This is a genomic window from Persicimonas caeni, from assembly GCF_006517175.1.
Classification (GTDB): Bacteria; Myxococcota_A; Bradymonadia; order Bradymonadales; family Bradymonadaceae; genus Persicimonas; species Persicimonas caeni.
The window spans coordinates 7,581,505-7,603,105 of the sequence record NZ_CP041186.1 but is presented as its reverse complement, the minus strand read 5'-3'; the positions used below and the strand labels follow the sequence as shown (position 1 = coordinate 7,603,105).

Genomic DNA, 21,601 nt, shown 5'->3' with positions numbered 1-21,601 from the left:
GACCACCTCAACCCGCCATGACGGCGACTTCTCCCTGCGAGAGGACGGTCAATTTGCCGCCGTAGGTCTTCTGCAACAGCTTCTGGCTGAAGACGCGCTCGGTGGGGCCGAACGCGATGAGGTCGCCGTTCATCAACAGCACCTTGTCGAAGTACTCGCGCACCGTCGACAGGTCGTGGTGGACGACCATGACCGCCCTGCCCTCGTCGCGAAGCTTGCGGAGCACGTCGACGATCGCCTTTTCGGTGGCCGCGTCGACGCCCACGAACGGCTCGTCCATCAGGTAGACATCGCCCTTCTGGGCCAGCGCGCGGGCCAAAAAGACGCGTTGCTGCTGGCCGCCGGAGAGCTCGCCGATTTGGCGGTCTTGCAGGTCGGTGATGCCGACCATCTCGAGCGACTCGTCGATGAGGTGGCGATCCTTTTTGGAGAAGCGTCCGAGCAGCCCGACGTGGCCGTAGCGGCCCTGGACGACGACGTCGCGCACGGTCACCGGGAAATCCCAGTCGACCGCGCCGCGCTGGGGCACGTACGTGATGCGCCGCGTCGCCTTTTTGCCCGTGTCGCCCAGCACCGAGATGCGCCCGGCGTCGGGGTCGTGGGCGCCGACCATCGCCTTGATCATCGTCGACTTGCCGGCGCCGTTGGGCCCGACGATGCCGACCAGGTCGCCTTTGTCGACCTCGAAACTCACGTCGCGCACCACCGGGCCGCGGTCGTACGAGACGGTCAGGTTGTTGACTTCGAGCGCGTGTCCCATCAGCTCCACCTCTTCGTTAACTCTCGCCTTTCGCAAACGGCTCGTACTTCCCGCCGAGCGCCTCTGTGATCATGCGAACGTTCTCGGACATCGTGCCCACGAAGGTCCCCGCGGGGCTCTCCTTGGCGCCGATGCTGTCCGAATAGAGCGGCCCGGCCACCTCGACGCCGGTCTCGCGGGCGACCTGCTCGATGAGCGCCGGGTTGACCGACGTCTCTACAAAGACCGCCGGGGCTTTGCGCTCTTTGACGAGCTCGATGATATTGGCCAGGTCGCGCTGGCTCGCCTCCTGGTCGGTGCTGATGCCCTGCAGGCCGACGACGTCGATGTCGTAGGCGCGCCCGAAGTAATTGAACGCGTCGTGGCTGGTGATCAGCACGCGCTGCTCCTTCGGGATGGTGTCGAGCCGCGCGTGCACCCATTTGTCGAGTCGGTCGATCTCGGCCAAGTGCGCCTCGAGGCGCGCTTGGACGGCTTTCCCCTCCGTCGTCTCCGGGCCGACGAGCTTCACCAGTTCGCCGCCGACATTCTTCGCCGCGACTTTCCAGTTGTTCAGCTCGAACCAAAAGTGCGGGTCCACCCCGCCCTTGAATCCCTCCATTCGGATCGGCTCGACGCCGTCGGAGGCCACCACCGTCGGGCGCTCCCCGCCGGCGTTCTCGAGCAAGTCGTCAATCCAGCCCTCGAGCTTCAGCCCGCTCTTGACCACCAGGTCGCTCTGGGCGACCAGGCGCGCATCCGCCGGCGTCGGCTGATACAGGTGCGGGTCCCCGCCTGGCTTCATGATCCCCTCCACGCGCACCGCATCCCCACCAATCTGGTGGGTGAGGTCGGCGAGCATCGTGGTGGTGGCGACGACGACCGGCTTGTCGTCGCCTGTCTTCGCCTCCGACTTGTCGCAGGCAGCAAAGGCAACCAGAGCGAGGCAGATGACCAAAGCTTTCGTCAGGGATTTCATGGGCGACTCTGAGCTCGAATAGACCACAATTAAGCCAGACAGGATAAAAAGTTTAGACGAAGCTAAACTTAGGGGTTTGTGTGACAGTGTCAACCCTCAAGACACGCATCTCGGCGGAGCGGGGGCTTGCCCCCAGCGAAGCCCTCGCCGGTGCAGCCCCAGGGCTCGCCCTGGGACGAACCGTGCAATTCCTGAACTCGGGCCAAATATGAACCGCCGCAATTCGGCAAACACGCACCGTTACACAAACGCACGTGTGTGATTGTTGACCGCCGACCCCGTGGCAAGCCGCGGGGCTGCACGGGCGCCCCAAACGGCGGGGCGAGCTCCGCGGGCAGCAAGCAGCCGCTCCGCCTTCACATTGAACACCAACGCAAAAAGGCGCGGCCCCTTGCGGAGCCGCGCCTTTCAGTGATTCATCCACCTGGCCTCGATTACTTCACGATTCTCGAAGGCTTGCCGGCCAGACCGAACGCGTAGCGGGCTTCGAGGTAATCGTCGCTCATGGCGAAGGCCATCAGGCGTTGGACTTCCTCGTTGCGCCGGATCTGCTTTTGGGTCTCCGGGGCGTCGAGGGGCAGGTCCCAGCCGTGGAAGCTGAGCAGCCCGCGCACGGCGGCGCGCACGTCGCCCGAGAGCACCAGACCGACGCGGCAGGCGAATTGCTCGACCGCGCGCGGCCAGATTTCGCAATGGACGTCGCCGAAGGTGTCGACCGCCGGATCGAGCGCTGCCATGAGGCGGCGGCGCGCGACGGTGTGGAACGGGCTCGACACCGTGTCGACCAGGTTCTGCGTGGCCATGTCGACGCGCTCGTCGAAGCCCTCGCCGGTCTGCTTGAGCAGCACGGCTTCGATGAGGTGCCACACGCGGCGGCCGTCGACGGCCAGCAAGGCGGGGAGCCCCGACCAGGCCAGCGCGGCGCTGTAGCCGGCGATGAAGCGAAGCTCGGCCGACTGCATCTTCTCGATCTGCTCCCCGTGCAGCCACACGTACGGGCTGCTTCCGGCGAAGACCTGCGGGGTCGTCGGGCCGGAGTCGCCCGACTCGGCCTTGAAGCGCGTGATGCCAAAGACTTCGAGTGCTGCTTGAAGGCTCTCTTTGACGTCGGTGGCGTCGAGCTTCTTGAGGCGAACGCCCTCGAGGGCTTTTCGCTGGGGGAGTTCGTCGCTCCAGACCTTCTCGACCAAGGGCATCGCCGCCTGCAGCACGTCGACCATGCCGCCGGTGAGCTCGTCGGGAAGCAGGTGCTTCTCGATCTGCTCGCGGGTGATCGGGCGCGTCGGGTTCGTCTTGGTGCGCGGCTCCTCGATCTCGACGGCGCAGTCGAGCACGCGAAGGATCTGCTTGGAGACGCGCGCACGGTCGAATGCTTGGCAGCGCTCGAGCAAATCACTCATGCCGCGGTAGGTCGTCGGCTCGTACGGGTCGCTGACGACGAGCTTGCGGAACTCTTCGAGCGCTTCGTGCTCGCGGCCGGCGATCTGCGCCAAGCAGAACGCGCGGCGGCGCACCAGCTCGACCCAGGTGTCGCTGCCTTCGGCTTCGCCGCGCTTATTCTCGCCGCATTGGTTCTCGCAGCACGTAATGGCCGCGGTGTAGAGGCGCACGGCCTCTTCGGGCCACATCAAATCCTCTTCGATGACCCCGGCGGCGCGCGCCAGAAGGTCGCGGCGGCGCTCGCCGTCGACGTTTTCGGCCAAGTCTTCGAGACGCTCGGCGCAGTCGTCGAGGCAGTCGGCGCCAAAGGCCAAGTCGACGACCATCTCGAGGTCGTCCGCCCCGCCCAGTCCGCTCTCGACGATCTTCCACTGCAGCTCGTAGGCCGTCTCGCGGTCGTCGAGTCGGGTGTTGTAGACCTCGACGAGCTGTCGCCAGTCAGCGAGTTCACCTTCGTCGACCTCGTTGCCCAGCACCTGCTGGAAGTACTCGACGGCGCGGTAGGCGTTGCCGAGCTGGTCGTAGGCGTAGGCGAGGTTGCGACGCACGTCGTCGAACAGCGCGAGCTCTTGGCCCCCGTCGCCCTCCTCCGCCGCGCTCTCCTCGACCAGGTAGGTCGCGAGCAGGTGCTCCAGGCAGTCGACGCCGTCTTCGATACGCTCTTCATCCTGCAGGAGCAGCTCGGCGAGCCACAGACCCGACTGCACGCACTCTTCCGGGCTGCTGTCCGCCTCGGTGACGTGCTCGAAGTGACGCTGCTGGAAGCGAATCGCCCGGTCGAGGTCGTCGCGGCTCATGCTCACGCGGACCAACTCGCGAAGATAGGTGACGTCTTCGGAGAGCTGCCAGCAGTGGCTGAGCGCGGTCGAGGCGCCGTCGAAGTCTTCGAGCTTCTGCTCGTAGACCTCGGCCAGGGTGCGGAACAGGTACAGGCGACGGCTGCGGGTGAGCCCGCCGCGAAGCGAGTGCGCCTCGAGGCAGTCGCGCAAGAGCTCCCAGAGCTCGGCGGCGCGGATGGCCTGGTAGAGGCGGTCGAGCGTCGGGCCGTCCTGTGCACCTTCGATGGCGCCTTCGAGCTCGGCGATCTCGACGTCGCCCTCGGCAGTTTCGACGTGACGCTCGGGGAACGCCTGGCGCGCGGCCTCTTCCAAGAAGGTGACCGTGTCGTCGCGGCGTCCGCGCGAGGCGGCGAATTCGGCGACCTCGGTCAGGCGCGAGACTTTCAGGTCGCGACTGTCGCGAAGCTCGAGTTCGCGGCGCGTCCAGAAGACATACGCCTCGAAGTCGTTCGACTGGCGAGCTTCGATGCCGCGCAGGCGAAGCGACAGCGGGTCGGTGGTGCTGTCGTCGAATTGGCCCTTGAGGGCCTCGCCTTCGAGCACGCGCACCAGCTCGGCCGACAGGCGGAGCTCGGCGGTGTCTTCGGGGCGCGAGAACTCGGCGGCCACGCTCACGGGGAGCTCGGCGAGCAGCGCCTCGCGCTCGACGGCGTCGAGTGCGTCGATGGCGTCGCGAATCGCGTCGGCGTCGCCCACGGTCAGGCCGCTGCGGTTGACGTCGAGCAGACGCTCGAGCGCGTGGTGCGGGTTAGCGCGGCGGAACTGCTGGAGCACCTTGCGCTCCCCGCCCTGCGCCATGGCGAGCTGCAAGACGAGCTGATTTTCGAGGCTCTCCGAGGAGCCGTGCATGCGGTAGGCGCGGCTGGCGTCGGCGCTCTTATAGGCGCGCTCGCGCAGCCGTGCGATCACCTTGAAGTAACGGTCGCGCACCTCGGCCGACATCGGCTTCATGACGTTGTCTTCGAGGCGGTCGGCGACCGCGTCGGCGTCTTGGCCGGCCGCGCTCCAGCAGCGCGCCACGCCGGCGAGCCAATGGGCGTTGGCCGGCTCGGCGTCGAGCGCGGCGAGGTAGCGGGCGTAGGCTTTGCCCAGATCGTTTTGGTGCCACTCGGCGATCATGCCCAGCTCACCCTGCAGCGACGCAAAGGCGCGCGGCTCGGACGTCGTCATAAGCTTGCGCTCGGTCAACGCGATGACCTCGGGCCAGCGCTCGAGCGTGTAGTTGAGGCGGATGGCCGACTCGATGGCGTGCGCGTCGCTCGGGTCGAGCTCGAGGATGCGCTCGTAGATGCGGATGGCGTCTTCGCGACGGTCGAGCCGGGTCTCGAAGATCTCGGCGAGCGCGCCCAGGCGGCGAATCGCCTCGCGCAAATCGTCGGTCTGCTGGAGCTCACGTCCGGACATCTCGATGATGTCGTCCCAGCGCTGCTTGCGCATGTAGATGCGCCCCAGTCCCTCCAGCGCGGGCAGGAAGTCGGGGAGCACGTCGAGCGCGGCGCGGTAGTGCTTCTCGGCCAGGTCGAGGTCGTCGAGGTGACGCTCGGCGATCTCGGCGCACTTCTGGCGAAGCACGGCCTCCTCTTCGAGGTCCTCGACGAGCTCGATCTCGCGCATGTTCAGCTCGATGAGCCGGTTCCACTGGCCGGTCTTGGCGTAGAGGCGACCAAGCGCGGCGAAAGCGCGCGGGTGCTGGTCGTCGAGCAGCAAGATCTCCTGCCACGCGCCAATAGCGACCTCGTAGTTTCGGAGCTCGTTTTCGGCGACCTCGGCGACCTTGTCGAGCAGGTAGAGCTTCTGGCGGCGGTTGGGTGCGACTTCGACCGACGCCAAGAAGAGGTCGGCGAGCTCGCTCCAGCGGCCGAGCTCACCGAGCAGGCCTGCGGCGGCTTTGAGCGCGGGCAGGTAGTGCGGACGGTGCTCGAGGACCTGGCGGTAGTGCTCCAGCGCGCGCACCGCGTTTTCGAGGCGCACGCGGTAGATCTCGGCGAGCTGGAAGTGGCGGCGCCACACGCTCGGCGCGCCGGCCATGTTGGCGATCTCGCGCTCGTACAGGTCGGCCAAGCCCGCCCAGTTGTCGCGGCGCGCGTACAGACGACCCAGCGCACGCAGCGCGGGGACGTGGTCGGCCTCGAGGGCGAGCGCCTCGCGGTAGACCTCGGCGGCGGCCTCTTCGAGACCGGCCTCGCATTCGTACAGGCGCCCGAGTCGGGTCAGCTTGGTGACGCGCTCTTGGGTCGAAAGCGGGCCTTCGAGCTGGAGGTTGTAGACGTCGATGAGCGACTCGCCGGGCTTGTCGAGCGCGCGCTCGTCTTGCGACTCGTGGCGGTCGAAGTAGCGCTCCAGGTGCGTCTCACGCACGCGCAGCGCGGTCCAGTCTTCGGGCTCGCGGCGGATGAGCGAGCCGAGCATCGCGTCGGCGCCCTTGGGGCTGTCGGCGACGGTCTCCTGGAGCATCGCCGCGCTGACGACGTCGGTCTGTTCGAGGTTTTCAGACGTCTCGAACAGCTCGGTCGCCTTGTCGCGTCGGCCCAGGTCGAAGTACAGCGAGCCCAAAAACTCGCCCAGGTCACCGTCGAGGTTGCCGTTTCGGCGCACTTCTTCGAGCAGGCTCGTCGCGTCGTCCAGATCGCCCCATACGGCGCTCCAGATGGCCGCGCGCATGCGCAGCATGTCACGAAGTTTCGGGTCGTCGATGTGCTCGAGGTCGCGGCCCACCACGCCGAGCGCCCAGTCGGACGCCCCGCGCTCGAGCAGCGCGTCGAGGTGGAGGCGCGTCTTCCAGAGCGCGGTGTAGTCGCCGCCCTCGTCGGACAGCGTGTCGACGCGTCCGATGATCTCGTCGGCCGACTCCCCTTCGAGCCACGCGTGGCGCGCGAGCTCGAGGTCGATGAGCACGGCCAAGGCGTCCTGCCCCTCTTCGGCCGCGCTCTTGCGGGCCATCTGCAACGTCTCGATGGCCCGGTCCTCGCGGCCCTCTTGGCGGTAGAGGCGGCGCGACAGCGCCCAGACGACAGGCGAGAAGTCACGGACGTTCTCCAGGCGACTGAGCGCCTGGCGCGCCTCCTCGAAGCGCCCGAGCGACTCTTCGGCGCGGGCGATGCCGAAGAGCGCGGCGGCTACGGCGTCGGGATTGTCGGGAGTATGGGTGGCGTCGCGCTCGAGCCGGTTGCGGAATTGCTCGACCACATCGCGGCGAATGGCGACTTCCTCGCGCGGGCGGTATGCCGCGCGACGGGCCGTCGTCTTCGCATCATCGGAGAGGTCTTCACCGGGGACGTTGGCGCGGCGAAAGGTCGCCGCGCGATTCTGGTCGTCGTCCGAGCGTCGCGTGGTACGCGGGGTAAGATCGAGGGTCGTGTGCGCCATTCCTTAGCTCCTCGGGTGCCGTGCCGTCCTTGGCACGAAGCATATTAACGTCGTGGTCCCGCTCGGGGGCCCAGGAGCCAAGTTCGACCGCGATCGTCATGACGGCGGCTCGTCGGCACTCTGTTGCCCGGGAAGCGGGTAGCGGGAGGCGTCGTAGCTCCATTCTCCGGCGTCCTCATCCTCCATGGACTCGAACGCTCGCTTTCGACGCCGCCGCACGATTCCGTATGCTATAAGGAAAAGTATGCCTGCGCCAAAAAATATGACGGTTTCGTCACTCAAGATCGACCAGACGGTGGTCGATTCGGCCAGTGAGTCGCGCCAGAGGGCCTCCAGGGCGGCAAAGGACCGACCGGTCTCCCCTTCCAGCGCCTCCTTGAACCCCCTCCCTTGCCTGATCTCTCTCATCACCTGCGGCCACAGATCGTCGCCATACTCGTTTTGGAGCCAGCGCACGAAGTGAAAGCTCTGGTCGTAGGCGAGTGAGGCCGACTGGTGGTGACTGGGAAAGGAGTTCCACAGCTTCTCGAACGGCGTGAGCGTCTTGCCGGCGGCTGCGCGGGCGAGCTTCTCGCTGCGCTCGGCGCTCCACTCCTGGGCCATCATCACCGAGAAGCCCTCATTGAACCAGCGAGGCACCGGCTGGCCGTCGCGCGCGTGGTCGACCGCCACGTGGGCGAGCTCGTGGGCGAAGGTGTACATGACCTCCTGGGGCGGGCGTTTGCCGCCGTGCGCCACGATGATCTCGTGTTTTCCGGAGAACGACAGTCCCACCGCCCACTTCGGCGCCGTCGCCGGGTGATCATTGAGCTCGAAGTAGTCGTGCACCGTCGGAAGCACCCACACGTCGATCGTGGGCATGCCCTCGAGCCCCAGCCCCGTCTCCACACGGTCCAGCAGCTCGGGCCCCTCCTCTTCGAGGATGTCCACCGCCGGCGCGTAGCGCTTCAGATGGTGGAAGACCAGGCCCCCGTCGGCCTTCGTGGTCGTCATCTGTTCGGGAGGAATCTGGGCGCCGGCCGGCGCGCTCATGGCCAGCGCCACCAGAACGACGACGAGGCTCAACACTTTTCGCAAATGGATAAACATTTATCCGCCGTGACATTGATGTCCGAAATAATCGCTCACAAAAGACAACGCGCGAGACCTCGGCACAAATTTCCAGCGTCTAGGCCGGGCTGGCACCCGCTTTCAAATCCGCCCGATGATTGGCACGGCTTATGCTTTGACAAGTAGGCGAGTCTTGGGGCCGATGCATTCGGAAGTTCGGGGCATGAAGTTCAATGTGTGAATGGTGATTGGATAGAATAGCGCACACAACATCAATGAATGGATGACTGAATGAGAAAGGCGCCGTGGCGGCTCAACGCCACGGCGCCTTTATTTTTGCGTCTCGAGTCTCGACGCTCACGGCATCATGCCCGGTGCGGTCGCGCCGGCGTCGTCGATCTCTTGGGACGACTCGATGTCCGACTCGCTGACCGACAGCACTTCGTCGACCTCGGGGTCGTTTTGGCGCATGTCGGCCGGCTCGGGCGGCTTGGGCGCGCGCGAAATCGAGGAGCGCTTGTCGCCCTCGGGCATGCTGAGCAGGTCGAGCATCTTGATGTGCGACTCGAGCACGTTGCGAAGCTCGGTCTCGCAGCGCACGCGCTGCTGCTGCAGGCCGAACAGCTCCTCGCGCATCGCGGTGACGCGGTTTTGCACGCCCGAGAGCATCTTCTCGGCGCGAAGCTCGGCGTCGGCGATGGTGAGTTCGGCGTCGCGCTCGGCCTGCTGCTTGATCTCCTCGCCGACCTGCTTGGCCATATTGAGGGCGTCGTGCAGGCTCTTTTCGCGCCGGCGATACTCGCGCAGCTCTTGTTTGTGTTCTTTGAGCTCCTGGCGAGCCTGCTTGAGCTCGGTGACCATGTGGTCGTACTCACGGCTCAAAACGTTCAGGAACTCCTCGACCTGCTGGCGGTCGTAGCCGCGAAAGCGGGTCTCGAAGGTCTGATTGGCGATATCTTCGGCGCTAAACTTAAAAGCACTCATACAACTGCCCTCCATGGCGTCGCGCTATGAACGCAATAACAATTAGTCTTCGCCCATCTGACGGCTACGGGTCGCCGCCGCCTCGACCGCGCTGATGAGCGCGTGCCGAAATCCGTGTTCCTCGAGCGCAGCCAGCGCTGTGATCGTCGTGCCGCCGGGGCTGGCCACGCGGTCTTTGAGTTCGGCGGTGTGCACGCTCGGGTCGTCCGCCACGAGCGCGGCCGCGCCCGCGACAGTCTGCGTCGCAAGCTCGCGGGCCACCTCACGGCTCAAGCCCATCTTGACCCCGCCGTCGGCGAGCGCCTCGATGGCCGTAAAGATATAGGCCGGCCCGCTTCCGCTGACCGCGGTGAGCGCGTCGAAATTCTCCTCGCGCTTCAACTCGACGACGTGGCCGACGCTCTCGAACATCTCTTTGGCTGCGCCGGTGTCTGCGTCGCCGTCGGCCATGATGCCGGTGACTCCCTTGCCGACGAGCGCCGGTGTGTTGGGCATCGAACGCACGATTGCCGGGCCCTCGCCCACGAAACTGCGAAGCTTGGCCAGCGAAAGTCCCGCGGCGACCGATACGATCATGTCGTCGGCCGCAATCTCGTCCGAAAGCCCGGCGAGCGCACTCGCCACGACCTTTGGTTTGACCGCCACGAGCCACAACTTGCGGCCCTCTGCGGCCTGCGACAGCTCGGTGAGCGCGCCCAACTCGTCGGCGAGCGCCTCGGCCTTCTGTGTGTCGGCGTCGAGGAGCACCAGCCGTTCGCCGGCGACGCGCCCCGAGCGGACCATGCCGCCGGCCAGCGCACTTCCCATGCGCCCGCAGCCGACAAGCACCACGGTCATCTCGTCCAAACTCGTTGTCGGTGTCGCATCACTCATCAGCTATAATCTCTCTGACCAAAAATCCCTGTTCCGACGCGCACGATGGTGGCGCCCTCCTCGATGGCGACCTCGAAGTCGCCGGTCATACCCATCGAGAGGTGCTCGAAGGCGTCGGCGTCCTCGGAGGCGTTCTCATGGAGCCACGCCTTCGCACGCTCGAAGAGCTCGCGCATGTTCTGGAAGTGGCCGCGATTCTCCTCGGGGTTCTCGACGTAGGGGGGAATCGTCATCAGCCCACGCACACGCATGCTCGGGTAGTTGCGGGTCAGCTCGAGCAGGCCAATCAGCCCGTCGGGCGCTACGCCGCTCTTGGTGCCCTGGCCGGCGATATTGACCTGCAAGAGCACGTCGACCCGCTCGTCGCTGCGTCGGTTGAGCTGCTTCATGACGCTCTTGCGGTCGACCGAGTGCACCATGGCGACCTCGTCGGCGATATACTTCGCCTTATTCGACTGCAGATGGCCGATGAAGTGCCACACGATGTCTTTGGGCAGCGCGGCGGCCTTGTCTTGCCACTCCTGCACGTACGACTCGCCGAAGTCGCGGTGCCCTGCTTCGTACAGCGCTTCGATGGCCTCGACCGGGTGCGTCTTGCTCACCGCGATCAGGGTCACCTCGTCGGCCGAGCGCCCTGCTCTGTCGCAGGCCTGCTCGATGCGTTGCTCGACGGCCGCGAGGTTGTCGCAAAGCGTTTGGGCGTCGTACTGAGTTGTCGATTCGTCAGCCATAGCGTGCTTCAACTGCTGCTTGCTTCAACTTCAAGTGCGAAAGGGAAAGCCCTCGAGGCCGCCCAGCTTCTGGAGTTCCTCGACAACCTCGCATACCGGCAGACCGACCACCGCGAAATACGACCCGTCGACGGAGCGCACGAACGCGCTTCCCAAGAGCTGGATCCCATACGAGCCGGCCTTGTCGAACGGCTCGCCCGAGTCGAGGTAGCGGTGGATCATCTCGTCGGTCAGCTCGCGAAACTCGACGTCGGCCTGCACCGTGCACACAGACGAGCGCCCCGTGGAGCGCTGCAGCCAGCAAAACGACGTCTCGACCACGTGATCGCGGCCCGACATGTTTCGCAGCATCTGGAAGGCGTCGTCGGCGTCGGCGGGCTTTTCGAGCACCTCGCCGTCGAAGATGACGATCGTGTCCGCCGCCAAAATCCAGTCGGGCAGCGCGTCTTCGTCTTCGAGGCTGTCGCGTACGTCTTCGGCCTTCGCAAGAGCGAGCCGACGCGTATAATCAGTCGGGGACTCTTCTGGTTGACGTTGCTCGGGGATCGAGCTGACGCGCACCTCGGGCTCGAAGCCCAGGTTGCTCATCAGTTCCAGGCGCCGCGGCGAGCCGCTCGCGAGGATGAATCTTCGGTTGGTATCGTTTATCTGTGCCATCGTCGCTCGGAGTGTTTGGCTCCGCAAATCGGTTACGTTGAAGAAGACCGTAGGGTTGGATCACAAGACTGTCAAAAATTCGATTCAATGGCTGACTACAAGAATCCGACGCCCACCGTCGATATCATCATCGAGGTCGACGATCGCATCGTGCTCATCCGCCGCAAGAACGAGCCGCACGGATGGGCCCTTCCCGGCGGCTTCGTCGACGAGGGGGAGACCGTCGAGAGCGCTGCCGTGCGTGAAGCCGACGAAGAGACGAACCTTGAAGTGACACTCGAGGAGTTGCTGTACGTCTACTCCCATCCGGCGAGGGACCCTCGCCAGCACACGATGTCGACGGCCTTCGTCGCCAGCGCCCGAGGAGAGCCGCGCGGAGCAGACGACGCCCAGGAGGCACGCCTCTTTGGCCGCGACGAGCTCCCCGAGGACATCGTGTTCGATCACGAGCGCATCTTAAATCACTACTTCAGGTTCCGCGACACCGGTGAGCGCCCCTCGCCGAGCGCGGAGCTCGAACGATTTCGCAACAGCTGAGACACTGGATGAACGTTTTGAGCCACCGATTCTGTACGCTGCTCGGCTGCGCCGCCCTCAGTTTGGCCACCGCAACGACGGCCTCGGCCCAAGAAAAGTCTCCCGAACCCCGATTTCAGGAGACCTTCGAGCCTGCAGGCGCCGGCGAGAAGGTTCGGCTGACAGTCGAGCCGACGGTCGCCAAAGATACCTGGGAGGTTCACATCGCCAGCGAGGGCGAATCGGGGGCAACTCAGCTTCGCGAGAAGCTGCCGCGTTGGATCTTTGCCGACCATTACGGTTTCGAAGTCGCCACCGAAGAGCTCGACGACGGTGTCTCGGCGGTGATGTTCGCCGCGCTCCCCGGCGTGAACGGCGACGGTCCCCCGTCGGCGACTCAATTTCAGGTGGTCTGGGCGGTCGAGGAAAAACGCAACAAGCTACGATGGACTCGCGTCGACACTGCTCAGTACTCGTCTCTCGACGGAGGCCAACGACTGGCGTTCGAGAAAGCTCGAACGAAGAAGGGAAAGAGTCAGCTCGTGCGGCGCCGACGGGGGAGCGACTCCATCTTTTGTGGAAGTCCGACCGACGCACCGGTGCTCTTCGATCTTTATGAGCCCGATTCCGGCACCTTCACGCAAAAGCTGGATATCGACCGCCTGCTGAAAGACGCCCCGACCCTGAATGCAAAGAAGCCCGATGCCGAGTTCCAACCGCCGTCGCTTCAGGCCTGGTACCAGTGGTTCGCCGCTTCGAGCGACCGACGAAGTCCGAACCGACGCGGCGCACTGATTCGTCCGCTCGAGCTCGGCGACCATAAGGTCAACACTGCTTGGATGGAGGGCGTCGACGGGTTGGGGCGCGGCGAATTCGTCAGCGCGCAGCTCAATGACGCCGTCGCCCTCGAGTCGATTCGGATCCTTCCCGGGCTCGGAGGCAGCAAAGCGTTATTCGAGGCGTTTGCCCGCCCGACACGTGTCTTGGTGGGGCTTTCGGACGGCTCGCGCTTCGTCATCGACCTGGGCCGTGTGTCGCGCGAGCAGATTGACAACGGTCGAGGCGTCCTCGTCGAGCTTCCGAAGCCGATCGAGAGCCGCTGTATGAGCGTCATGCTGCTCGATTCCACGCGCGGCAAGCGCGTCTCCGGTCAACCGTCATGGACGCGCGATACCGCGATCATCGCCGAGATTACGCCCTATTCGGAGCTGCATGCCAAAGACGCGAAAGCCACGGCGCGGCGCATCGTCGAGCGAATTTCCACCGAGAAGAATGCGCGAGCGCGCCAGCGCATCTCGGAGTTGGCGCTGAGCTTGGAGGACGAGCTCGTGAGTGTGGTGCGCCAGGCTGTCGCGGAAGGCACGCCCGAAGAGAGACGTCGGATCATCCCGCTGATGGCCAGCCTCCCGGCCGAAGAGGCCGTGCCGATGCTCATCAAGTTTCTGCGCGAGAGCGACCCGGCCGATGCGGAGTACCGCGCGGTCAAGCGCAGCCTGGCGGCTCATTATGCCGAAGCAGCCCCGGGATTGATTGCTTTCTTGGGCGAAGATGCGCCCGACAAGGACCGCAAGCACACCGATGTGCTGCGTCTTCTGGGTCGCGTAGGTCAGCCGGCGCACCTGAATCAACTCGTCGAGCACCTCGGCCAGGGCAGTCGCTCCGTGCGTAACGAGCGCATCCGAGCCATAGGCTCCGGCGGCAGGCCTCTGGTCGAGCCGCTATTGGTTTACGCGCACGCCAACATCAATACAGAGGGCGGCTACGATGCGCTCAAAGCGCTCAACTTGCTCGGCAAGCGCTTGCACTTCAACGGGCTGGGCGAGCTGCCGCGGCCCGAGTTGTTCGAGCCGATGCTCGATAAGGTCGAGAGCCGACGAACGCTGCTTCGGGCGCTTCGCGTGGCGAAGTTTTTCCGCGCACAGGGCTTCCTCGACACCGTGAAGCGCAAGTTCGCCGACCACGAGGACGCGCTGGTGCGCCGCGCCGCTATCGCCGCTATCGAGCGCTACCCCTCAGCCGAGGCGCGCAACCTGCTCGTCGACGCGCTCAGCGATAGCTCTCCCGACGTGCGTATCACCGCCGTAAGCGCTTTGGCCGAGCGCGACGACGCCTCTGAGGTTGTATCCGAGGTGCTCGCATACTCGCGTGAGGAGAGTTGGAAGGCAGGATTGCAGCAGGCATTTCGGGTCCTCGCCGCAGTCGAGACCGACGAAACCGATGCCGCCTTCGAGAAGCTCTTTCTCGACAAGCCCAATACGACAGCGTCGCTGCTCGCCGCCCAGGCGCTCGACCGCGCGGGGCGCCCCGTCAAAGCCGAGGTCGCTCAGCGTCTTGTCGAGAACCCCGAGGTCAATCTCGATCTGCGCCTCGAAATGCTCGATCTTCTCGGCGTCGACAGGAGTCAGACTGGTGAGACCTTTTTGTTGGCGACGCTGACCGAGCAAAAATGGGAGCAATTTGCCAAACCAACTCGCTCCAAGCACAAGCTTCGCGACCACGTCCTGCTGGCGCTGGGCCGACGGCGCAGCGAAGCGGCCATGCCCAAGCTGCTCGAGCTCGCACAGACGAGCACGTCGCTCGATGTCCAGCAGGTCGCACTGCGCGCCCTCGCCTTCTATCAGGATGAGGGTTTGCTCACTTCGTTGAAGGTCTGGAAGAAGAGCGCGGATCCCAAGCTGCGCACCTTGATCGAGGACACCATCACGATGATCGAGCGTCGGCGCACCCTCACTTCCGTGCGCCAAGACATCGACGATGTGCTCGAAGGCGACGAAGAATCTGAATCCGACAGCGCAGATAATGCATCCAAACAGCCGGACACTGAGTAGCGTTGAACAATCCCTACCATCCTGATATGAATTGGCCGTTATCGTGGCTAATCATTGAAATCAATTCATCGATTATTCGCGCGGACCGACAGGCTGGGGAATTCCCCGGCCCCATTCTCTAGACACAGGAGCACCTTCGTGGCTGGAATCAACGATATCGTCAGCAAAATCAAAGAACAGATCCGCGAGACCGACGTCGACAGCGTCCACGACCAGTGGAGCCAGTCGAAGACGAGCGACAACCGCGTGATCATCGACGTGCGTGAGCGCGACGAGTTCGTCGACGGCCACATCGAAGGCGCCGACTTCGTGCCCCGTGGCCTACTGGATCTGAAAATCGAAAACCTGGTGCCTGACCGCGACAAGGAAATCATCTTGTACTGCGGAAGCGGCACGCGCTCGGCGCTCGCCGCCAAGACGCTCGAGGATCTGGGCTATAACAACGTCGCCTCGATGGCCGGCGGCTTCACCGCCTGGAAGCAGGCCGGGTATCCGGTCAACGTGGCCAAGACGCTCAATCAGGAGCAGATGTCGCGCTACAGCCGGCACCTGATCATCCCCGAGATTGGCGAGAAGGGTCAGATGAAGCTTCTCGACTCCAAGGTGCTGATGCTCGGCGCCGGCGGACTGGGAAGCCCTGCAGCGCTCTACCTGGCAGCAGCCGGCGTGGGCCAACTCGGCATCATCGACTCGGACGTCGTCGACCGCTCCAACCTGCAGCGCCAGGTCGTGCACGCCGATGACCGCGTGGGCGAACCGAAGGTCGAGTCGGCCAAGAAGACCATTCAAGGTCTCAACCCCGACGTCGAAGTCGAGATGTTCAACACGCGCCTGACGAGCGACAACGTGCTCTCCATTTTCGAGGGCTACGACCTGGTCATCGACGGCGGCGACAACTTCCCGACCCGCTACCTCATCAACGACGCCTGCGTGCACCTGGGGATCCCCAACGTGCACGGCTCGGTGTTCCGCTTCGAGGGACAGGTCACAAGCTTCGTGCCCCATGACGGGCCGTGCTACCGTTGCCTGTATCCGGAGCCGCCGCCCCCCGAATTCGCGCCGAGCTGCCAGGAAGCTGGCGTGCTGGGTGTGCTCCCGGGCGTCATCGGTCTGTTGCAGGCCATCGAGGCGGTCAAGCTTCTGGTGGGTATCGGTGAGCCGCTGTCGGGCCGCCTGCTCGCCTTCGACGGACTCAAGACCGAGTTCCGCGAGATGAAGCTTCGCCGCGACCCCAAGTGCCCCGCTTGTGGTGAAGACGCCGAGTTTACCGGCTTTATCGACTACGAGCAGTTCTGTGCGGTGAGTATCTGAGAGATATTCGGAGCGAGGGCAAGACGCCCTCGCTCCGAACTTTACGCCTTCCCCACGTACGGAAGCTCTTCTGCTTCCATCTCTTCTCCGAAACACTCCATCAGGTCACGCGAGTTGTACTGGCGGCCCGTCTGGGCGACGTCGAGACGCTCGATGAGCGTCATGAACGTTCCGGCGACCTCGTCGGCGGTGGGAAGCGTCGCGGGGTCTTCGTCCGGGTAAGCCTTCTTGCGCATACGCGTGGCCGTGCCGCCGGGGTTGACCGAGACGACGCAGATGCCATCGTCTTCGAGTTCGTCGGCGAGCGTGCCGGTCAGTCCCTCCAAAGCGTGCTTGGAGACGGCGTATGGCCCCCAACCGCCCCGCCCTTTGCGGCCGACGCTCGACGAGACGTTGAGCATGATGCCGCCAGACTTGCGCATCAGTCCCATGGCGAGCTTCGAGGCGATGAAGACACCGTCAGCGTTGACGGTGAGCGTGTGTCGCCACTCCTGCAAGCTGACCTTCTCGATGCGGGCGCGCGGCCCGAGAACCCCGGCGTTGTTGACCAGGATGTCGAGGTGGCCACGCTCGTCGCGGATCTTGGCGAACAGTTCGGTCATCGACTCGAGGTCGGTCACATCGGCGACCATGCCGACGACCGACCCGGGCCCGGGGGCCTGCTCTTCGGTTTCACGGAGCGCTTCTTCGTCGCGGCCGCAGGTGTACACGTGTACCCCGCGCTCGGCGAGCTGGAGGCAGAGAGCACGGCCGATGCCGCGGCTGCCTCCAGTGACCAACGCAACGCGTCCTTTCAAGTTGTTCATGGCGGTTGTGGGTTAGAGTACCGTCTCGTCGGGCGAAACAGACCAGGCCCAGCGAATGGATTGATAGTCCGGGTGGTCTTTGCCGAGGTTGCGGCGCATCGACTCACGGAATTCGCCGATGACGTGGTAGGCGTTCGACAGAGCGTCGCGACGCTGGCGGAAGAAGCGTCGATACGAGCGGAGGGCGTCCTCGGACTGGTCGTGCTCACCGTGGGCGGTGTCGATGAGCTGCTCCATGCGCGTCAGGTAGTCCTCGGCGAAGTCGATATTGCCGGTATGCTCGGCCAGATAGTCCATCATCTCGCGCGCGGCGTTCTCCAAAATCGCCTCGTCCCAATACATCACGCGGCGGTCGGGATAGCCGATGGCGTCGATGCGCTCGAGCTTGCGCTGAACCTCGCGCAAGAGCTTGGCCAGGTTCTTCCAGCTCAGCTTGTCCTCGCCGGCCTCGCGCTTCCATCGCGCGAAATGCTTGTCCGTCGTCGCCCACGCCTCTTTCATCTCGTTTTTGACGTCGAGCATATGAGGCAAGTGGTGTTCACAGTAGTCGATGTCCTGATGCTTCTGACAATAGTCGATGCAGTCGGACAGACAGGTGCTGACTTCGGCAATATTGGCGTACGGCATGGACTTGTTCCCTTGAAATGGAAGTCTCCTCGTCATCCCGGGGCCCATTCATGCATGTCCCGGGGGAGGCGCGCAGGTGTATATGCATTACACCCGCGTGGTGTGTCAACTCGTGAGGCAGTCAGCCACGCGGCGCGAGACGCGACGAGCCGTCTGGGGTGCAAAGCCTTCGTAGTCGTTGGCGGCGTAGCCAAAAAGGGTGCCGCCGCGGCCCAGGAAGTGCGCCATGCGCGGCGCCCACCAGTCGAGCGCCTCGTCCCGCGGTTCTTGGAGCCTGTCGTAGCGCTCGAACGGGTCGTGAGGCCCCAGCCAGCGCATGTAGGCAATCCGGGAGGTGACGCGCCAAAAACGACCGAGGTGGCCTCCACAGGTCAGCGTCATGGCGACCCGCCAACGCTTCAGTAGGTCGGCGTACTCGTCGACGAGCCAGGAGGGGTGACGCACCTCGACGGCGTACATGAACCCGTCGGGTAACCCCTCCAGGAACCTAGCCAAGTCGTCGAAGTTGTCGACGGTAAAGCTGGGCGGCAACTGGATAAGAAGCGGGCCGAGCCGGTCTCCAAGCTCGGTCATCACCTCGATATAGGTCGCCGCTTCGGTCCCGCAGCCCACCAATCGGGCCTCGTGGGTGATTTGGCGGGGGAATTTGGCGGCGAAGACGAACCCGGGCGGTGTGCGTTGGTGCCACGACTGCACGGTGGTTCGGCTCGGGATGGCGTAGAACGTCGAGTCGATTTCGACGCTGCGAAACTGCGAGGCGTAGTACGGTAGACGACCCTTCGAGGAGGTCCCCGCCGGATAGAAGACGCCGTCCCAATCATCGTAGGACCAGCCGGCCGTTCCCAGATAGAACTGGTCGTGTGCCGAGTCCCACTCTGGCTTGACCCCGTCGAAGAGTTCACCGCTCTTTGCCAATCTGCTCCCCTTCGGTGTCGGCTTCGAGGGTCGTGTCGGCATCTGCAGCGTACTCGGCGGTGTCGTTGGGGTTGACCGGAACAGTAAAGCTTCCGCTGTCGCGAAGCTCGTCATCCTCTTCGAATTTCGGCGCCCGGATCGGCAAGGTCACCCTGAAGGTGGTCCCTTGGCCGAGCGTGCTGGTCACCCAGATTTGACCGCCCAAGCTGCGCACGATGTCGCGCGAAATCGACAGGCCGAGCCCCGTCCCCTCTCCCGGCTCCTTGGTGGTGAAGAAGGGGTCGAAGATATGCGGCAGAATCTCTTCGGGGATGCCCTCGCCGGTGTCGTGCACCGTCACCGTCACGCTGTCGTGGTCGCGCTGTGTCTCGACCACAATCTCGTTTTCGTCGGGCGCGCCACTTTGGATGGCGTGGGCGGCGTTGACCAACAGGTTCAAAAAGACCTGGCTCAATCGGTTGGCGTCCGAAAAAATCTGGGGCACGCCCGAAAAGTCGAGTTCGACTCGCGCTCGATACTTCGCCTCGTGCTTGACCAAGTTGATCGTCGACTCGAGCAGACTCTCGATGTCGATCCAGCCAGGCTCGTTGGCAGTATCGTGAGAGAAGAAGCGCAGGTCCTGGACGATTTGATGAATGCGCTGCATGCCGCCCAGGCTGCGCGACAACAGCGTGTCGAGGTCCTCGCGCAAAAAGGCGATCTCGTGACGCTCGGCCAGCTCCTCCCACGCGTCGACCAGCGCGGGCGCCTCGCGCTCGAGCACGGCCCTGAAGTCTTCGAGGAACTCGCCGATCGTCTCGACGTAATCGTCCATCACGCTCAAGTTGCTGATGACGAAGCTCGCCGGGTTGTTGATTTCGTGGGCAATCTCGGCGGCGAGCACGCCCATGGCGGCGAATTTCTCGGCGTGGACGAGCTGATCCTGAGTGCTCTGGAGCGAACGGTAGGCGCTGGTCACCTCCTCGAAGAGGCGGGCGTTTTCGAGCGCGCCGCCCAGCTGCGCGGCCATCGCGCGCAACCCCTCGCGGGTAAAGGGGACGCGGCTGCCGGGGGCGAGATCGGCGAGGATCAGGATGCCCAGCGCACGCCCCTGCCCCCAAATGGGAACGAGGGTGAGCACGCCGTCGCCCAATCGGTCGACCAACGGCTCGATTCCCGGCAACTTGCCGGGGTCGAGCCCATCGTCGAACACGACGATGGCGTCGTCCTGAATGATCTCGAGCCAACGCTCCGGTGGCTCGAAGGCCGCACACACGGGCTCACCGTCGACGGCAAACTCGCTGAGGCATTTGAGGGAAATGTCGGTCGGTTCGTCCCGGAGTCGTTCGGTCGCTTCGCCCACGCGCTCTGCAAGTGGCGGAGGAGGATCGATTTGGACCAGCGCGACCGCGCCCTTTCGGCACAAACCGCCGAAGACCCACAACGCACGGCGCACGATGACATCGCGGCTCAGCGAACTGGACACGGCACTCGCGAGCGCGTTGAGCCCGAGCAACTCCGAGTTTCGCCGCTCCAATTCGTGTTGCAGGCTTACTTCGCGTGACTGCGTGGCCAGACGCTCCACGAGCGCCTCCAGCATGGAGGCCCCGTGCTCGGACGCGAGTTGTGATTCGAGCAAAACGTCGGCCGAGGCATGTTGCACAACCCGTGCTGCGGCACCATGGTCGCCATCGCAGACCACACAGATGACCGAGACGTCGGGGTGGTCGCCCACGATACGCTCCAGCTCGGGGTGTCCACACGCGACTTGGTCGCCGTAGGGCATCAGCAGTGAGTCGAAGCGCGAGGCGACGAGTTGCGAGCAGGCCGACTCGAGATCGTCGACGCCGACGAACTGCAGCTTCCCTGTCTGGTCGCAGAGATGCTCCAGGTCGTCGGCGAGCGCGCCGTCTCGAATGAATAGTACCCGACTCATATACCTTTGCCGCCCAAGAATCCGCCTATTTTTCGCGCCCCGATTGTGGCGCAGCAGACGTCGACCTGCAAGCATCAAGCTTGCGGGCGACTGTGAATATCACGCCAAGACCGATGACGGCCAGGAGGTGGTGGATATTCACCGCCCCCCAACTGGCCACGGTGGACGGGGCCCGAGTCCACTCCATCGCGAATCGCCATAAAAGGTAAGCGCCTGCGGCCAACACTGCCACCCGCCCCGGCGACGACTGGCCGCGCGACAAGACGCCGAGCCCTATCGCCACAATGAGCAGAGTGCCCGCCGCCATATACAGCGGGAACGGGTGAACCGGGGCTGACCACGACGCATCGGCCAAAATCCGTCCAGACTCGACGTGCAGCGCGAACGCTTCGGAGCCGGCGGGGTATTGAATGGACCACGGAAGCTGAGCCGGGCGCCCAAAATCACAGCCGTTGGCCAAACAGCCTACCCTCGCGAGCGCGAGCCCGCTGAGCCCGCCGAGCACCAGCGCGTCGATCGCGCGCAACGCCCATGCTTCGTGGCGCTGCAGGTAACACCAGAGGGCTACCACAGCCGCGGCACCGCCGAAGGCCCCGAACGAGCTGTACCCGCCATTTCGAGGGTCCAGCAGCTCTCCTAGATGCGCGACAGCGACTCCGATGTCGACACTCGGTGCCGCGAGCACCCAAAATACTCGGCTCGACGCCGCGCCTACGACCACGCACAGCCCGAACAGCGCGAGGATCTCACTGGCAGGAACCCGCCGCATGCGCCCTGCCCCCACGGCAATCGCGGCAGCGACCAGAAGCCCCGCCCCCATCCAGACGCTCTGGGCGGGAAGTTGTGTGGTGAGCCAATTCATCGACAAGTGCGAATTGTGAGGGGAGAAAGCGAGACCATTTCTTGACGATGTAAAATTCGACTTGCTATATTCCCCCGAACATACAGATTGCCTGCGGGGAGTCCTCTTGGCGGCCGACGCCGCACGACTCCACACCGCACGGAGTCGAATCTGTCATTGAATG

The 21,601-nt window shown here is 64.5% G+C and carries 16 protein-coding genes; 3 read left to right on the top strand and 13 right to left on the bottom strand.

Annotated features, from left to right (window positions below):
• Positions 1-7: 7 nt before the first annotated feature.
• The 8 genes from FIV42_RS28235 to FIV42_RS28200 all read right to left on the bottom strand — a co-directional run bounded on the left by FIV42_RS28235 (position 8) and on the right by FIV42_RS28200 (position 11,658).
• Complete coding sequence (locus tag FIV42_RS28235; protein WP_141200938.1) at positions 8-760, bottom strand: metal ABC transporter ATP-binding protein; 753 nt, start codon at positions 758-760, stop codon at positions 8-10.
• A gap of 16 nt (positions 761-776) precedes the next feature.
• A complete protein-coding gene (locus FIV42_RS28230; protein WP_141200937.1) occupies positions 777-1,718 on the bottom strand; it encodes a metal ABC transporter solute-binding protein, Zn/Mn family in 942 nt (313 codons plus the stop codon).
• 434 nt (positions 1,719-2,152) lie between these two features.
• Positions 2,153-7,363, bottom strand: a complete 5,211-nt coding sequence (locus FIV42_RS28225) for a tetratricopeptide repeat protein (RefSeq protein ID WP_141200936.1) — start codon at positions 7,361-7,363, stop codon at positions 2,153-2,155.
• A gap of 96 nt (positions 7,364-7,459) precedes the next feature.
• Positions 7,460-8,452 carry a peptidase MA family metallohydrolase gene (locus FIV42_RS28220; protein ID WP_141200935.1) on the bottom strand — a complete coding sequence of 331 codons (993 nt, stop codon included), beginning with the start codon at positions 8,450-8,452 and terminating at the stop codon, positions 7,460-7,462.
• 318 nt (positions 8,453-8,770) lie between these two features.
• Positions 8,771-9,397 carry a DivIVA domain-containing protein gene (locus FIV42_RS28215; protein ID WP_168211004.1) on the bottom strand — a complete coding sequence of 209 codons (627 nt, stop codon included), beginning with the start codon at positions 9,395-9,397 and terminating at the stop codon, positions 8,771-8,773.
• 42 nt (positions 9,398-9,439) lie between these two features.
• Positions 9,440-10,270, bottom strand: a complete 831-nt coding sequence (proC, locus tag FIV42_RS28210) for a pyrroline-5-carboxylate reductase (RefSeq protein ID WP_141200933.1) — start codon at positions 10,268-10,270, stop codon at positions 9,440-9,442.
• A complete protein-coding gene (locus FIV42_RS28205; RefSeq protein ID WP_141200932.1) occupies positions 10,270-11,001 on the bottom strand; it encodes a YggS family pyridoxal phosphate-dependent enzyme in 732 nt (243 codons plus the stop codon). Before FIV42_RS28205 ends, proC begins: the two co-directional genes overlap by 1 nt.
• A 30-nt stretch (positions 11,002-11,031) precedes the next feature.
• Entirely contained in the window at positions 11,032-11,658 is a 627-nt protein-coding gene (locus FIV42_RS28200; protein WP_141200931.1) for a Maf family protein, read from the bottom strand.
• Positions 11,659-11,745: 87 nt separating this feature from the next.
• On the opposite strand from FIV42_RS28200, the gene FIV42_RS28195 reads away from it, so the two are divergent.
• The 3 genes from FIV42_RS28195 (at position 11,746) to moeB (ending at position 16,313) form a co-directional block, all read left to right on the top strand.
• Entirely contained in the window at positions 11,746-12,195 is a 450-nt protein-coding gene (locus tag FIV42_RS28195; RefSeq protein ID WP_141200930.1) for an NUDIX domain-containing protein, read from the top strand.
• A gap of 8 nt (positions 12,196-12,203) precedes the next feature.
• A complete protein-coding gene (locus FIV42_RS28190; protein WP_141200929.1) occupies positions 12,204-15,002 on the top strand; it encodes a HEAT repeat domain-containing protein in 2,799 nt (932 codons plus the stop codon).
• 138 nt (positions 15,003-15,140) lie between these two features.
• The gene (moeB, locus tag FIV42_RS28185; RefSeq protein WP_141200928.1) at positions 15,141-16,313 is read left to right on the top strand and encodes a molybdopterin-synthase adenylyltransferase MoeB; all 1,173 of its coding nucleotides are present in this window, start codon (positions 15,141-15,143) and stop codon (positions 16,311-16,313) included.
• A 41-nt stretch (positions 16,314-16,354) separates the two neighbouring features.
• Here the strand turns inward: moeB and FIV42_RS28180 are convergent, their stop codons facing one another.
• From FIV42_RS28180 to FIV42_RS28160, 5 genes are all read right to left on the bottom strand, one after another.
• Positions 16,355-17,119 carry an SDR family NAD(P)-dependent oxidoreductase gene (locus tag FIV42_RS28180; RefSeq protein ID WP_141200927.1) on the bottom strand — a complete coding sequence of 255 codons (765 nt, stop codon included), beginning with the start codon at positions 17,117-17,119 and terminating at the stop codon, positions 16,355-16,357.
• 12 nt (positions 17,120-17,131) lie between these two features.
• The gene (locus tag FIV42_RS28175) at positions 17,132-17,746 is read right to left on the bottom strand and encodes a hypothetical protein (protein WP_141200926.1); all 615 of its coding nucleotides are present in this window, start codon (positions 17,744-17,746) and stop codon (positions 17,132-17,134) included.
• Between the two features lie 105 nt (positions 17,747-17,851).
• On the bottom strand, positions 17,852-18,661 hold the full coding sequence (locus tag FIV42_RS28170; RefSeq protein WP_168211003.1) for a DUF72 domain-containing protein: 810 nt from the start codon (positions 18,659-18,661) through the stop codon (positions 17,852-17,854).
• Positions 18,645-20,576 carry a sensor histidine kinase gene (locus tag FIV42_RS28165; protein ID WP_168211002.1) on the bottom strand — a complete coding sequence of 644 codons (1,932 nt, stop codon included), beginning with the start codon at positions 20,574-20,576 and terminating at the stop codon, positions 18,645-18,647. The genes FIV42_RS28170 and FIV42_RS28165 overlap by 17 nt, the downstream gene beginning before the upstream one ends.
• Before the next feature lie 25 nt (positions 20,577-20,601).
• Positions 20,602-21,438, bottom strand: coding sequence for a prolipoprotein diacylglyceryl transferase family protein (locus FIV42_RS28160; RefSeq protein WP_141200923.1), 837 nt, complete (start codon positions 21,436-21,438; stop codon positions 20,602-20,604).
• Between the last annotated feature and the right edge of the window lie 163 nt (positions 21,439-21,601).

Bases quoted from the DNA above. Each gene is read 5' to 3' on its own strand.
- FIV42_RS28235 (WP_141200938.1), bottom strand. From the start codon at position 760: ATGGGACACGCGCTCGAAGTCAACAACCTGACCGTCTCGTACGACCGC.
- FIV42_RS28230 (WP_141200937.1), bottom strand. From the start codon at position 1,718: ATGAAATCCCTGACGAAAGCTTTGGTCATCTGCCTCGCTCTGGTTGCC.
- FIV42_RS28225 (WP_141200936.1), bottom strand. From the start codon at position 7,363: ATGGCGCACACGACCCTCGATCTTACCCCGCGTACCACGCGACGCTCG.
- FIV42_RS28220 (WP_141200935.1), bottom strand. From the start codon at position 8,452: ATGTTTATCCATTTGCGAAAAGTGTTGAGCCTCGTCGTCGTTCTGGTG.
- FIV42_RS28215 (WP_168211004.1), bottom strand. From the start codon at position 9,397: ATGAGTGCTTTTAAGTTTAGCGCCGAAGATATCGCCAATCAGACCTTC.
- proC (WP_141200933.1), bottom strand. From the start codon at position 10,270: ATGAGTGATGCGACACCGACAACGAGTTTGGACGAGATGACCGTGGTG.
- FIV42_RS28205 (WP_141200932.1), bottom strand. From the start codon at position 11,001: ATGGCTGACGAATCGACAACTCAGTACGACGCCCAAACGCTTTGCGAC.
- FIV42_RS28200 (WP_141200931.1), bottom strand. From the start codon at position 11,658: ATGGCACAGATAAACGATACCAACCGAAGATTCATCCTCGCGAGCGGC.
- FIV42_RS28195 (WP_141200930.1), top strand. From the start codon at position 11,746: ATGGCTGACTACAAGAATCCGACGCCCACCGTCGATATCATCATCGAG.
- FIV42_RS28190 (WP_141200929.1), top strand. From the start codon at position 12,204: ATGAACGTTTTGAGCCACCGATTCTGTACGCTGCTCGGCTGCGCCGCC.
- FIV42_RS28180 (WP_141200927.1), bottom strand. From the start codon at position 17,119: ATGAACAACTTGAAAGGACGCGTTGCGTTGGTCACTGGAGGCAGCCGC.
- FIV42_RS28175 (WP_141200926.1), bottom strand. From the start codon at position 17,746: ATGCCGTACGCCAATATTGCCGAAGTCAGCACCTGTCTGTCCGACTGC.
- FIV42_RS28165 (WP_168211002.1), bottom strand. From the start codon at position 20,576: ATGAGTCGGGTACTATTCATTCGAGACGGCGCGCTCGCCGACGACCTG.
- FIV42_RS28160 (WP_141200923.1), bottom strand. From the start codon at position 21,438: ATGAATTGGCTCACCACACAACTTCCCGCCCAGAGCGTCTGGATGGGG.